13 protein-coding genes are annotated in these 13,455 nt (G+C 39.1%); 2 read left to right on the top strand and 11 right to left on the bottom strand.

Features of this window, described 5'->3' with window-relative positions; all coding sequences use genetic code 11:
• A partial coding sequence (locus JOD21_RS00005) for an IS3 family transposase (RefSeq protein ID WP_204727612.1) occupies positions 1-432 on the top strand: 432 nt, incomplete at its 5' end.
• 66 nt (positions 433-498) lie between these two features.
• Here JOD21_RS00005 and JOD21_RS00010 read toward each other — a convergent pair.
• The 6 genes from JOD21_RS00010 to JOD21_RS00035 form a co-directional block, all read right to left on the bottom strand.
• Positions 499-1,146 carry an SDR family oxidoreductase gene (locus JOD21_RS00010; RefSeq protein WP_204727613.1) on the bottom strand — a complete coding sequence of 216 codons (648 nt, stop codon included), beginning with the start codon at positions 1,144-1,146 and terminating at the stop codon, positions 499-501.
• Positions 1,147-1,220: 74 nt separating this feature from the next.
• Complete coding sequence (locus JOD21_RS00015; protein WP_204727614.1) at positions 1,221-2,297, bottom strand: undecaprenyldiphospho-muramoylpentapeptide beta-N-acetylglucosaminyltransferase; 1,077 nt, start codon at positions 2,295-2,297, stop codon at positions 1,221-1,223.
• Positions 2,298-2,347: 50 nt separating this feature from the next.
• On the bottom strand, positions 2,348-3,820 hold the full coding sequence (locus JOD21_RS00020) for a phytoene desaturase family protein (RefSeq protein ID WP_204727615.1): 1,473 nt from the start codon (positions 3,818-3,820) through the stop codon (positions 2,348-2,350).
• Positions 3,817-4,905 carry a glycosyltransferase family 2 protein gene (locus JOD21_RS00025; protein ID WP_204727616.1) on the bottom strand — a complete coding sequence of 363 codons (1,089 nt, stop codon included), beginning with the start codon at positions 4,903-4,905 and terminating at the stop codon, positions 3,817-3,819. Before JOD21_RS00025 ends, JOD21_RS00020 begins: the two co-directional genes overlap by 4 nt.
• A gap of 30 nt (positions 4,906-4,935) precedes the next feature.
• Positions 4,936-5,640, bottom strand: coding sequence for a lysophospholipid acyltransferase family protein (locus tag JOD21_RS00030; protein ID WP_204727617.1), 705 nt, complete (start codon positions 5,638-5,640; stop codon positions 4,936-4,938).
• On the bottom strand, positions 5,637-6,389 hold the full coding sequence (locus JOD21_RS00035; RefSeq protein ID WP_204727618.1) for a carotenoid biosynthesis protein: 753 nt from the start codon (positions 6,387-6,389) through the stop codon (positions 5,637-5,639). The genes JOD21_RS00030 and JOD21_RS00035 overlap by 4 nt, the downstream gene beginning before the upstream one ends.
• A 98-nt stretch (positions 6,390-6,487) precedes the next feature.
• Between JOD21_RS00035 and JOD21_RS00040 the strand changes: the two genes are divergently transcribed.
• Complete coding sequence (locus tag JOD21_RS00040) at positions 6,488-7,849, top strand: MATE family efflux transporter (protein WP_204727619.1); 1,362 nt, start codon at positions 6,488-6,490, stop codon at positions 7,847-7,849.
• 12 nt (positions 7,850-7,861) lie between these two features.
• Here the strand turns inward: JOD21_RS00040 and JOD21_RS00045 are convergent, their stop codons facing one another.
• The 5 genes from JOD21_RS00045 to JOD21_RS00065 form a co-directional block, all read right to left on the bottom strand.
• Complete coding sequence (locus tag JOD21_RS00045; protein WP_204727620.1) at positions 7,862-8,635, bottom strand: SDR family oxidoreductase; 774 nt, start codon at positions 8,633-8,635, stop codon at positions 7,862-7,864.
• A gap of 74 nt (positions 8,636-8,709) precedes the next feature.
• Positions 8,710-9,804, bottom strand: a complete 1,095-nt coding sequence (locus JOD21_RS00050; protein WP_204727621.1) for a Ger(x)C family spore germination protein — start codon at positions 9,802-9,804, stop codon at positions 8,710-8,712.
• Positions 9,801-10,889 (bottom strand): GerAB/ArcD/ProY family transporter, encoded by a 1,089-nt coding sequence (locus JOD21_RS00055; protein ID WP_204727622.1) that lies wholly within the window; start codon positions 10,887-10,889, stop codon positions 9,801-9,803. The genes JOD21_RS00050 and JOD21_RS00055 overlap by 4 nt, the downstream gene beginning before the upstream one ends.
• Entirely contained in the window at positions 10,876-12,378 is a 1,503-nt protein-coding gene (locus tag JOD21_RS00060) for a spore germination protein (RefSeq protein WP_204727623.1), read from the bottom strand. The genes JOD21_RS00055 and JOD21_RS00060 overlap by 14 nt, the downstream gene beginning before the upstream one ends.
• Before the next feature lie 90 nt (positions 12,379-12,468).
• Positions 12,469-13,236, bottom strand: coding sequence for a CAP domain-containing protein (locus JOD21_RS00065; RefSeq protein ID WP_204727624.1), 768 nt, complete (start codon positions 13,234-13,236; stop codon positions 12,469-12,471).
• Positions 13,237-13,455 lie beyond the last annotated feature (219 nt).

Genomic DNA, 13,455 nt, shown 5'->3' on the forward strand with positions numbered 1-13,455 from the left:
AACAAGGCTTATTTGAGTGTGATCAAGGACCTGTACGACGGATCTGCCGTAGCCTATAAGATCGGTCACTTCAACAACAACGCCTTGGTGATGGATACGCTCAAGGCAGCCATCGAAGCGAACCCGGACGCGACTCCCCTACTCCATAGCGACCGTGGATCACAGTATACATCGAAAGAATATCGTCACATCACGACAGAGGCAGGGATCACGCGCAGTATGTCCCGTGTCGGGAAGTGTATCGACAACGCACCGATCGAGAGCTTCTTCGGTCACTTCAAATGCGAAAGCTATGAATTGAAACAGTACAAGAGCTATGAAGAATTGGTCGACGACATCGATCAATATATGCGATTTTATAACGAGGGACGATATCAAGAGAAATTAAACAACCTGGCACCGATAGAGTATCGATACCAGGCCGTAGCGTAGTTCTAACCTTTTTTCTTTTTTACTGTCTACTTGACAGGGCGCAGTTCAATGTGATCCGGACTTTTTCTATGCTCTGTTTAAGGCAGTCATTAAATCTTCTTCATCATTTAGAATTTCAACTGCTTTGTTTTTCAGATTTTCGTGCTCAAGTGCCGCAACAAGTACTTGAGCTACATCGCTTCGGGTGATCTCACCCTTACGATCTCCCAACACTTCAGAAGCTCTGATCTTGCCGGTTCCACTATTGTCGGTTAATAATCCCGGTCTTACAATCGTATAATTAAGTCCACTCTTCTCAAGGTGGCTATCTGCTGCATGCTTAGCACGGTAATAATCTTCCATATCTTCAGGAATATCCATTGAAGTCAGATCTCCCGCACCGATCGCACTCAGCATCACAAATTTACTGACCCCTTTTTGAACAGCCATGTCAATGGCTTTCATTGCACCCTCTTCATCAACTGCTTTTGTTTTATCAGGGCCTGTATGGCCTCCTGAACCAGCAGCAAAAATAACCGCATCTACTTCATCGAAAGCCTGTTCAAAATCACCTTCGAGGTCACCTTTTACAGGAAGGCCTCCAAGCTTTTCAATTTCTTCAAACTGGATTTCTTTTCTGACCATTCCCCTGGCATAATATTTATTTCTTTTTGCCAGAAGATCAACAGTCAGTCTTCCGGTTGTTCCATTTGCGCCAATTACTAATACATCCATAGAAAAAACCTCCATTACTAGATAGTTGAATGGTATGCTTTTCCCCATTCTTAAAAGGGTAAACAAAAAACGGACTACTGTCCGCTTTTTGTCGAAAGCCTGGTTATTTCTTCAGCCATCTGACTGATTGTATAAGAAGGTGGTGCATCGTCCATTTTTTCGATCATAGACCATTGCTGATCTCTCAGCTGTCTGACTGCTGTAAGAAGCGTTTCTTCAGTCAGGTTTTCTTCTTCGAGCTTTAAAGCAAAGCCCTGCTGGACAAAAGAGTTAGCATTGAGAATTTGATCTCCCCTGCTTGCCTCTTTCGACAGCGGGATCAGTATCATCGGCTTTTTCAGTGCTAAAAACTCGAATATAGAATTAGATCCGGCTCTTGATATCACCAGATCTGCTGCTGCTATCAGATCCGGAAGCTCGTCTGAAACAAATTCATACTGTATGTAATCAGGGTTTTCATTGTTAATCACATTACCCTTACCACATAAATGAATAATTGAATAGTGCTGTGTTAATTCATGGAGTGCACTTCGGACTGTTGCATTAATCCCTTTTGCCCCAAGGCTGCCCCCCATTACTAAAATGATCGGTTTAGTCTGATCCAGCCCTGAAAAGGCAATCCCTTTTTCTCTGGAACCTGCAAATAACTCTTCTCTGATTATTGCGCCTGCACAAGTAGACTTTTCTTTTGGGACATATTGCAGCGTATCATAAAAGGTAGTATAAATTTTTGTAGCAAATGGCATAGCCAGCTTATTCGCAAGCCCAGGGGTAACATCGGATTCATGAATGGCAACAGGAACCCCTGCCATCTTCGCAGCAAGCAAAACCGGTACGGAGACGAATCCGCCTTTAGAAAAGATTACATCCGGCTTAATCTTCTTAATTCTTAAAAATGCCTGAACCGTTCCTGCAAGCACTCTGAACGGATCAGTAAAATTTTTTATTGAAAAATAACGTCTTAATTTTCCGCTTGATATACCGTAGTAAGGAACTTCAGAAAATTTCTTTGTGATAATATCTTTTTCGATTCCATCGTGTGATCCTATATAAGAGACCTGCCAGTTGTTTTTCATAAATTCAGGTATGAGAGCTGTATTCACTGATACATGACCAGCAGAACCGCCTCCGGTGAATAAAATTTTCTTCATTCGTTTGTGACTCCAATCTAAAAATTCATTACGTTCCTATTATACCTGATTCACTCGAAACGAAAAGAGCCGATATCAGAAATGATTGAATCCGCCACATTCATTCCGCTCATCACAACCATCGGTGATCCTCCACCGGGGTGGGTGGACCCTCCAGTATAATATAAGTGTTGAATATATTTACTCTTATTTCCAGGTCTTAAAAATGCATCTTTCATCGAATTCGAGGATAAACCGTAAATAGATCCTTTATAAGCGTGAAACATCGATTTCAATGTATCAGGTGCAAACACTTTTTCAACCTCGAGCTGTTCCCTGATTGGAATCCCTTTGCTTTCAAGCGTACGATAGATCTTTTCTTTATAAGCCTTCACTGACTGTATGGGTGCAGCAGGAGCATTGACTAAAATGAACAAATTGCTTCCTTTCGATACCGAATGATCTGTGTACGCGCTGTGGCTGATATAAATGGTAGGGTCTTCGGGTAATCTCTTATAAATGAAAATATCTTCAAATTCCTTTTGATAGTCTTCAGGAAAGTAGACTTGATGGTGATGAATATTGGGCTGATACGTTTTCAAGCCGGCTAAAATAACAAAAGCTGAAATAGACGGTTCGTATTGATCAAGTTTACGGTCAGAAAGTCCTTTTCTATCGGATTCTTTAATCAGATTTCTGGTTGAAGTCACGTAGTCACCATTTATGACAAGACGATCAAACTCATATAAAGCACCTGAATCAGTTTTTAATGCATAGGCGGTTTTATCTTTAATGCATATTTCTACAGCGGTTTCATCGTAAATGATTTCACCGCCAAGCTTTTTAAAGACTTCCTCATATGACTTTGCTATTTGTGTGTTTCCACCTTTCACTGTATACACACCTGATATCATTTCAAGGTAGGCAATCATGGAAAAAGTGGCTGGCGTCTGATATGGAGAAGAGCCGATATAAGTGGCATACCGGTTGAAAACTTTCTGCAGGTGAGGATTAGAAAAATATTTTTTATTGAAATGTGCCAGTTTTTCAAAAGGCCGGACGGAAAAGAACGCTTTAGACATCGAAGGAGCCAGAAAGTCTTTGTATGATGTAATGGCTCTTGGAAAGAAAGCTTTTTCAGAAAGCTTATACAACCGTTCAACTTCCTTCAGGTAATCCCAGTACCTGTCCGCAGCATAAGGGTCAAGTTCTTTCAGTTGACTGATTACTTCATCAGCATGCACTGACTGGATAAAGGATGTACCATCATGAAATATATTCTTTGTATGTCTCTCAAGTCTCGTAAACGTGAGGTAATCATTTAAATGAAAGCCCGTATCTTTTAGTACGCGGTTAAAAACCCAGGGCATCGTGATGGTATTGGGACCAAAATCAAATCGGTAGTCTCCCAGTTCTACAGGCATCATTTTTCCACCGGGATGTTGATTTTTTTCTATTATTGTCACTTGGAATCCTTTTGACTGCAGTCTGATCCCACAGGCTAGTCCACCAAGTCCTGCGCCAATTATACAGATTTTCTTCAATTGTATGTTCTCCCCTTCCACGTATAACCTTTTCCGGTTAAGCTTTTACTCATTGAAGCCAGTAATAAAATCACTAATGCAATCGCCGATAGAGGCATATAGAGAAAGTGAAATTTCGTTTGACCGGTTGACAGGTCAATCACAAAAGTCTGTAGGAAAACGATCATCAGCGGAACAATCCAAATATAGTTTTCGACCATTATGCCTGTGATAGCAAGTGGTAATGGTAAAAAGTAAAAACACAAGTAAAATACCGAAACTGCTAAAGCAGCAGGCACATTTCTGCCGAGTCCAGTAAAAATATTCTTACTAAAGCCTTCCCATACTTCACGATTCGTCTCATACATATCACAGGTTATATGACTTGATACATTACTTAAAATACATGTGTAACCTTCGCTTTTAAGGTGTCTTGTAATATGTATATCTTCTACCAGAGATCTTTTAACAGACTCATGACCACCAGATTTGAAGTACGCTTCTTTTTCAAACAACATAAAAGCACCGTGTGCAGCAGTAAATGCAGGCAGTTTTGTGTAATTAGCCATAAAATTAGGCAGATGAAAGAATACGAAGAAATGCTGAAGCGGCACGAGCAGTTTTGCTAAAAAAGAATGAGCCGGAAACTTTGGAAACCCTGTGATCAGTGACGCGTTTTTCTTTTTTAATAAATATAAAGCACGTGAAACAGCATGTTGATCCAGTCTGACATCAGCATCTATGAAACAAAGAAAATCACCGTTTGCCTCTTTGCTTAACTGATGACAGGCATGTACTTTACCAACCCATCCCTCAGGTAACGGTCTCCCATTGATTACTTTAATGCTGTCCCCGTAAGAAGATAGAACCTCCGCAGTCCGATCCTCAGACTGGTCATTCAGTACAATCACTTCCCGGTTGTGATAATCAGAGCGCAACACAGAATCGATGATACCTTTGACATTTTTCTCCTCATTTCTCATAGGAATCAGAAATGATACTTTGAAAGATTCATTTTTAACAGCTTTTTTCAAACGTGGCATCGTAAGAACATTGATGATGGTAACGAATAAAAACAACAGAAGAATAAATATGTAAATAATCATTTTCAACCTTCTTTCGGTTTACTGCTCACATTATTTCCTCTTTAAATATTCCAGCCATTCACTTGAAGTTTTAAATCCTTTTATAAATAATTCGTACGTAGTTATATTCTCATTTACGATATCAGATTTTAATTGATCCAGATTACTTTCAAGCAGCATTCGCAGGCTGTCACTTTTTTGCTCCCGGGTTAATTCATTGAGTGCATCTTTTTCTGCAGACTTACCGATTGAAATGAATAATTCCGGGCGCTGATCATGTCTGAAAGTATAGTAGCATGAGACTGGAATCATTTCTGTTTCAGGATTTTTTTCAAGCAGATAAGCAGGTCCATTCATAAATGATAAGGGTCTTTTCTCGAGGTGTTCTTCCCTCCCCTGTGGAAAAATCCAGACAGACTGCTTTTCCTTAAGACGGGCATCTGCGAACTGCAGGCTACGAATAATCGATTTCGGGGAAGCAGGATCGACTGGAAAAGCGCCGATCTTTGAGAAGAATGAAAATTTTTCCATCCCTTCTTGACTCATCATCGCATAGGCGTTCTCTTTTAAATAATATCGGTTCAAATAAAACACAATCAGGCCATCCCACCAGCTCGAATGGTTAATAATATAAAGTTTTGACCCTGCAGTATGTGACTGGCTGTCTTTCAGATGTACTCTGTAAAAGTGTTTTTTTAACTGCCACGTTAAATAAGTTCCTAGAACCCTTTCAGTTTTTCCGGATTTTTGATTCATTGGAACCTCCTGCTGAATAAAAGGTATATTGAGTACGTTATTGCTAAGCCTGACGCTGTGACAATTACTGCAAGGTAAAGCTGGTAAGCCAATGCAGTAATCACGAACATAATAATCATCATGAAGTAGAGCCAGTTTGTCCGTTTAGTCCACAACTCAGATGTTGGTACATGAGTTAGAAAATAAATGACAATCTGAATAATGAAAGATACATAGAACCAGGCAAGAAAATTTTGTGTAGGTATATCATAATAGGGTCCTGTATCATCCCACACCCAGTACTGTTTCGCCTGATAAGCTACAGGGTCGATAATCAGGTCCATACACACTGCCAAGAGTGATGTAATTAAAGCAAAAAATAATCCTTTTTTCATACTTTTAGGCTGCTCTAACAGCCGATGCATGAAGCTGAGTGAAGTAAATATAACCATAACCCATGCGAAACCTATCGTTAGAGGCACGCCGAAAACCTGAATGCCAAAATCCTGTTCATAGTGGTAAGCGCCAAAAATAATGCCATACTTGACTCCTAATGATTCTGCCCACATCGTAAAAGCCATAATGATTACACTGATGACGATACCTTTTATTAGACCTAACACTTTCGTTGAATAATAGATTGCCAGGATCCCTGCGAGATATAAAAATACTGCATTTGCCCATTCCAGAAATGGCGGAAGCAGGTCAAAAGCAACCAATACCACACCGATTACATACCATACGATAAATATTTTCCAGACATTATTCATGACGTCACCATCCAAAACTATTTGTTATAAAACTGTGTTATAATTCTCTGAGGTTTAAATATGAGTACTTTTATAGAGAGAAAGAGAGCTGGGTCTCAATGGAACAAACGTTTACCATGAAACAAAAGTTAAAACAGTTTTCATTTATTCTAATACCAATTCTGGTCACTCAACTTGGACTTTTTGCAATGAATTTCTTTGATACAATTATGTCCGGTCAGTATTCGACTGCTGATCTTGCAGGAGTAGCAATCGGCTCGTCCCTCTGGATGCCTGTCTTTACAGGACTGTCGGGAATTCTGCTGGCAGTGACGCCCATAGTGGCGCAGCTCGTTGGTGCGAAAGAAGAAAAATATGTAAGGAATACAGTGATTCAGGGCGTGTACCTTGCCGTTATTATGGCAGTAATTATTCTGATAATCGGTTTTATCGTTGTCGGACCAATCTTATCTATTATGAATATAGAACCAGAAGTCAGAAGGGTTGCCGGGCTTTATCTTGCAGCTTTATCTGTTGGGATCATCCCTCTGTTTATATATAACGTACTGAGGTCATTTATTGATGCACTTGGGTTTACCCGGGTAACCATGTATGTAACGCTTATGTCACTACCGATTAATGTTGTGTTTAATTATATTCTCATATTCGGAAAACTCGGTCTACCTGCTCTTGGCGGTGTAGGAGCCGGTGTAGCTTCGGCCATTACCTACTGGCTGATCTGTCTGATTTCAATACTGATTGTTCATCGCAACCGTCCATTCAGTTTATATCAGGTGTTCAGACAAAAGGCTGCATTTGATTTTTCAAAATGGAAGGAAATACTGTTAATTGGTATTCCAATCGGTTTCTCTATATTTTTTGAGACGAGTATATTTTCAGCCGTAACTTTGTTTATGAGCGTCTACTCGACTGAAGTCATTGCTGCACATCAGGCTGCTATAAACTTTTCTTCCTTTCTATATATGATTCCTCTCAGCATCTCTATGGCACTGACAATTGTTGTAGGCTTTGAAGCTGGTGCAGGCAGAATGCATGATGCCAGAATATACAGTTATATGGGTGTTACGATTGCTGTTTTAATTGCAGCCACAGGTGGTGTGTTAACGTACTTCTTCCGTGATGCAGTGGCAGGTATATATGTAACAGACCGTGAAGTGATTAACCTGACTGCACAATTCTTAATTTTTGCCGTCCTGTTTCAGCTGTCTGATGCGATACAGGCACCTGTACAGGGCGTCTTAAGAGGCTATAAAGATGTTAATATCACCTTAATTATGACGATGATTTCCTATTGGGTGATCGGATTGCCTGTCGGTTATTTGCTTGCAAATTATACCAACTGGTCGTATTTCGGCTACTGGATCGGTTTAATCGCAGGTCTGACGGCAGGTGCAATCACACTGACAGTTAGAATGATCCTGATACAACGAAAAAAAATGAAGGCAGCTCCCGGGGCATAACCGGGAGCTTTTTTATTTCCGATACACTTTTCCTAACACATCTTTACCGCCTGTTACAGGGATGATGGCACCCGTTATAAAACTTGAATCATCTTCAATTAAAAATTTCAGGATGCGTGCGATATCTTCACCTGTACCGGGTCTGCCGACAGGATTATCATGATCATCCGACCCTTCACTATCTGCAATATCACGCTCTTTCCAATCCCCTTCAATATCACCGGGACAGATCATGTTCGCAGTAATACCGTTTTCTGCTTCTTCAAGAGCGATCGTTTTTGTAAGAGAAGCAAGACCGCTCTTGGCTGATGCAAATGCTGATCTGTAGATCCACCCTGACACATTGTCTACTCTGTCATAACCAAATGTAATCAGTCTGCCCCATTTTTTCTTTCTCATCATCGGAACAATATGCTTGGATAAGTAAAATACAGCACTCAGGTTTCCATTTATCATATTGTCCCATTCTTCAAATGAATATTCTGTCATCTTCTTACGTTCAGCAACATATGGACCTGCATTGTGAATTAATATATCGATTGAGTTAATATTCTGCTCATTTAATTTATTTAATAAGGTCAGACTGCCTTCTTTAGACGCAATATCTGCTTTTATTGCCAGACAAGGCTGAGAACTGATTTGACTAAGTTTATTCACCAATTTTTCTGCCTGCTGCTCATCAGACCTGTAATTGATGATCACTCTATATCCTGACGATGCAAGCAGTTTTGCAGTATAACTGCCGATCCCTTTTGACCCACCTGTTATTAATGCTGTTTTCTCCATTGACGTCAACTCCACACAAGATTCTTATCATCATTGTATGAATAAAAGATTCATGAAAGCAACTAATAACACGTTTAGTCAATGATCCCTGTACTGGTTATTGTCATATCAACATCTACTTTTACAGGCAGGTTTGCAAATTTCTCATGCCACTCTTTTTCATTCCACTCTTCAGGCATTAATGCAGCTGTCATTCGTCCGATACCTAAAATATCGGATTGATTTTCCTTTAAAACCGTAAATAAGACCTCTGTATCCTCCTTCAATTTGTTTTCCCACCATGCTTCTAAAGAGTTTAGTTTTTTTGTGCCTATTAGATGATCAGGGCCATATTCTGCTACAGCTCCTTTAAGTTCAATGTTCACTGAAAGACTGAATGGATTCTGTGATAACTCAAGGCTTGTCTTAGTTTTTTTAAACTCCAGAGTCATGTAATTTGATACTTCGGGTTCTCTGTCTTCTGAATATTTTCTTGTTAGCCTCACTACTCTGTCGGTTTTATTTCTAAGTACGTTAAATATAGTACTTTGATCGTGATCTAAATATACTCCCGTATATTTATCCTTACTGAACAGTGAAGTACCAACTGCCTCTGCACGTTTTAGCTCATCTCTATAAACGATGAGTGGTATAAACAAATCAATACCCGGATCAAGCAGAATGGTACAGGCATGCTGTAAAGTCATCTTAGGTATGACATTAATGATTTCAGAGCTTTCAAGGAGCCCGGCATAGTATTCTGATTTATTTTTCTGTGAATCAATTGGCTGATTTAGTAATTCCTTAGCTGAAGTATCTGTCATTGCCAGTCTTGCATTAAGATGGTGTCTGGGATCTCTATATATCACATCTATATAAGGATAAATCTCTTCCTTAGAGAGTTCATTCCCCAAAACTACTACCTGCAGTTTTGAAAAATCTATATGCTCTGCAACAATCGTATCTAAGTGATATCTGCTATCCCGAACAGTGCTATTATTCGTTGATAAAACATTTACATTTTCAATCATCTCGTCAACTGGAGGAGCCACTGAGGTTGTTTCTTCTGATCCATCTTCTAACACATCATATCCTACTGTGTAAATCAGCTGAACATCCTTAAGTAAATTTTGGTCCCAGCAGCCTGTCAATAAGCTCGCAGATAATATTATCAGAATGTATTTTCTCAATTATTTCCCAACCTTTTAGTTATTAAGCTGAAAATGAGTGTCAAAAAGGGAATTAACACCACTAATCCCACTCCCACTTCGAATAATTGATTCTGTATCTCAGTAATCTCTATTTTTGAATCAATAAAGATTGAACCTATAAAGATCATAATTGATGTTATTGTAACCATAATCATGTGTCTATGAGCCTGGAGGTTAAAAAGTGATTGCATACTGATTCCCGCGACAAATAAATAATTAACGCAAACCGCAGTAGAAATAATAATCCAGAAAGTTAAAAATAGAATATCAATTCTATCTATAATCATTAGACTCAATGCCTTCATAATATAAAGAACAGGATATGGTACGATCTTCAGTTCATCAATGTAAAAAAAAATTTGAACTGAAATGATCAGATATATATATATTAAGGTAACTAAACCTGAACCAATCATACCCTTCTTTAACCCAGCTAATTTATTCCCTTTTAAAAAATGAGAAGTAAATAAAATCATCTCAAATCCTGATAGTGCAGCTATTGCAGGTATTACTCCTTTGATAATTGAATCCAAGCCTTCTGAACCGATTGGTAATAGATAAAAAAATTGTGGCTCAGCATACACGAAAAGAACAACAATTAGTAAAACCGGAATTAAGAATGAAATCAGCATTGAGAACCGGGCAATCAATGAAATGCTGTCTATACTTAAATAAAGTGAAGGAATCAGCAGTAACAAAACAATGATCCACCCAGGAGTGTAAATGTTAATCCAGTCAGTTATTAATTGCTGATAAGATGCTGTAACTAAAATCATAATAAAAATTATATATAGTATGGTCAGAAGAAGTAGAAACTTTCCGATAACCTTTCCAAAAACAATGGCTAAGAAGTCAAAATAGGAAGAGTTTTTACACCTGACGATCAGCCACATATACATAAGGATAATCACCTGAACGATCAAACCACCTAAGATCATTGAAATCCATGCATCCTGACCTGCTTTATTTGCGATAAGTGATGGCATTGATAAAGCTGACATACCCATTTGAGTCTGCAGAGTTAAAAAACAAAATTGCCATCCTGTTATACTATTTTTTTGCATGTTTCCACCACCGATTTCTGCCATATCTGTTTTTTTTGATCGGCTGGGCATCTGCAGCTCTGGTTCGTAATTTAGACGCAGGAAGTCTGATAAAAGTATCTTTTATTCCTGATAAGTGAAAAGGGGCTAATGGTGACAGATACGGTGATGTAAGAGACTCAAGTTTAATTAAATGAACCAGCAGAATGATGAGCCCTGCTGCTACACCGATGAAACCGAACAGTGAAGCTAAAAGCATAAAAGGAAAACGCAATATCCTGACAGTTGTATTCATTTCCACAGATGGAACTACGAATGAAGAAATGGCTGTAAGCGCAACGACAATAACCATCAGATTTGAAATGAATCCTGCATTTACTACAGCATCTCCAATGACAAGACCTCCAACGATCCCGATTGTCTGACCAATCGGGTTTGGCAGCCTGACCCCTGCTTCCCGTATTAATTCTATCGTCAGTTCAAGAATCAGTGCTTCTACTAGCGGCGGATAAGGAATATTTTCAACTGCTCTTTTTGCAGGTAACGTCAGATCTTCCGGAATAATTTCAAAATGGTAACTAATAGTCGCAATATAAATTGCCGGTAATAATAAAGCGATTAAAAAACTCGCAATTCTCAGTAATCGATAAAATGTACCAACTAAAAATCTGCCGTTATAGTCGTCTGGCGACTGATAAAATGAGAAAAAGTTGACCGGAGCCAGCAGCGCAGTAGGTGAACCATCCAGTATGAAAGCAATTCGCCCTTCAATTAGGTTACCTGCCGTGCGTTCAGGCTTTTCGGTATTTAGAAATTGTGGGAAAGGTGAGTAATTACTATCTTCAATAAATTCTTCGATATACCCGACACTGAATGCCAGATCTATGTCAATTGCCTGCAATCTCATCATAAATTCTTCAACATGCATCGGATCAGCTATATCATTTAAGTAAATCAGTGCACCTTTGGTATTTGAATACGATCCAATCGTAAAATATTTAATAACCAGGTGAGGACTTTTCAATCTGCTTCTGACCAGATTTAGATTAACAATCAGGTTTTCATTAAATCCTGTATGAGATCCCCGGACAATCTGTTCATTTTTCGGTTCCTGAAGAGAGCGCTGAAAAACTTTCAAGGACTTAATACTTGTTATCGTCCAGGTGTCTCCGTCATTGAATACAATAAGCGTTTCGCCACTGAGCAGAATATTAATAGCGGCGGCAATTGAAAGGTTTGGACCCTGCTGTTTTACATCCAGCGTATCTGGTAGCTCTTCAGTTTTCCAAAACATTTCTGACATCCATTCGAGCAAGTTGCTCTGTTTCTGAGAATCAATCAGTGATTCATAATAGAGCATAACAGTCTGCTTATCCATATAATCAAGTACAACTGTTGTTAAGTCATCCGTATTACCGGAGCTGTAATCAATCTGTTCAATTAATTCATTAAAGTTGTTACAATCTTTAATCAGCTGCAGTTGTTTAAACCTTTTCTGATCTTTCTTCATATAGACACATCCTTATCATTAGTATGTCTGCTGAAGGAAAAATTTAATCAAAAAAACTCCCCTTATAGGAGAGTTTTTAAGTAAGATATATTATTTGCCGATAAACATTTGTGTCCAGTAGTTGCCATTCTCTACATAACCAACACCAATATGAGTATATGAAGTACTAAGAATGTTCTGACGGTGTCCTTCACTGTTCATCCATGCATCAACAACCTGCTGAGGCGTTTGTTGACCCATCGCAATGTTTTCACCAGCTGAACGGTAGTCAATACCATAAGATTTCATCATATCAAATGGTGATCCATAAGTTGGACTAGTATGAGAGAAATATTGATTTCTTGCCATATCAGCAGATTTTTCTTCAGCTACTGCTGATAGCTCCACATCCGCTGACAGTGCAGGCAAACCAGCCTTACTTCTTTCCTGATTTGTTAATTCAATCACCTGTGCCTCAAAGCTTCCAAGTTCTTGAGGCTGCTCAGAACCCGGGGCTTCTGATGCCGTTTCAGGTTCTTTTACTTCTTCAGGCTGTGGAGCCGGCTCCGTTACAGTCACTTCTTCAGGTTGTGTAACAGGTTCAGCTGCTTTGTTTTCTTGTGCTGGCTGTTCAGGTTGAACACTCTGTGTATCAGCCGGACTTGGATTTTCTGAAGGTGCAGGTTCAGCAGAAGACTCAGTCTCTTTTTCTACTGTTTTTTCAGGTGACTTGTACTGAATCTTAATATCATTTTGCTTTATAAAATACTCAAAGCAATCCTGATAGAAATTCTTTTCCCAATTTGCACTCGCTGTTCCTGTAGCAGGCGTTACAAGAGCAAAAACTATGGCTGCTGATGCTAGTACTTTTCCAAACATAAGATCCCTCCAAAAGTGTTTTGTCTTTCGACAACCTCATCTTAACACCGGTTATGCTGTAACAATTGCGGCAGCATATGGAAGGAACAATGGTCAGGGAAAATCTTCTAAAATATTACGATTCATCGTCTCACAAACTGTTATTCTTTTGATAATATAAAGGTTTTCTAAAAAACAGCTTGTATAGAAAGACATGGAAAGGCTGTTAGTAGATATACC

It is taken from the genome of Jeotgalibacillus terrae (genome assembly GCF_016908195.1).
Classification (GTDB): domain Bacteria; phylum Bacillota; class Bacilli; order Bacillales; family Jeotgalibacillaceae; genus Jeotgalibacillus; species Jeotgalibacillus terrae.

What these genes read in the sequence shown, in the direction of transcription:
- JOD21_RS00010 (WP_204727613.1), bottom strand. Translation starts at nt 1,146, where the DNA reads ATGGATGTATTAGTAATTGGCGCAAATGGAACAACCGGAAGACTGACT.
- JOD21_RS00015 (WP_204727614.1), bottom strand. Translation starts at nt 2,297, where the DNA reads ATGAAGAAAATTTTATTCACCGGAGGCGGTTCTGCTGGTCATGTATCA.
- JOD21_RS00025 (WP_204727616.1), bottom strand. Translation starts at nt 4,905, where the DNA reads ATGATTATTTACATATTTATTCTTCTGTTGTTTTTATTCGTTACCATC.
- JOD21_RS00030 (WP_204727617.1), bottom strand. Translation starts at nt 5,640, where the DNA reads ATGAATCAAAAATCCGGAAAAACTGAAAGGGTTCTAGGAACTTATTTA.
- JOD21_RS00035 (WP_204727618.1), bottom strand. Translation starts at nt 6,389, where the DNA reads ATGAATAATGTCTGGAAAATATTTATCGTATGGTATGTAATCGGTGTG.
- JOD21_RS00040 (WP_204727619.1), top strand. Translation starts at nt 6,488, where the DNA reads ATGGAACAAACGTTTACCATGAAACAAAAGTTAAAACAGTTTTCATTT.
- JOD21_RS00045 (WP_204727620.1), bottom strand. Translation starts at nt 8,635, where the DNA reads ATGGAGAAAACAGCATTAATAACAGGTGGGTCAAAAGGGATCGGCAGT.
- JOD21_RS00055 (WP_204727622.1), bottom strand. Translation starts at nt 10,889, where the DNA reads ATGCAAAAAAATAGTATAACAGGATGGCAATTTTGTTTTTTAACTCTG.
- JOD21_RS00060 (WP_204727623.1), bottom strand. Translation starts at nt 12,378, where the DNA reads ATGAAGAAAGATCAGAAAAGGTTTAAACAACTGCAGCTGATTAAAGAT.
- JOD21_RS00065 (WP_204727624.1), bottom strand. Translation starts at nt 13,236, where the DNA reads ATGTTTGGAAAAGTACTAGCATCAGCAGCCATAGTTTTTGCTCTTGTA.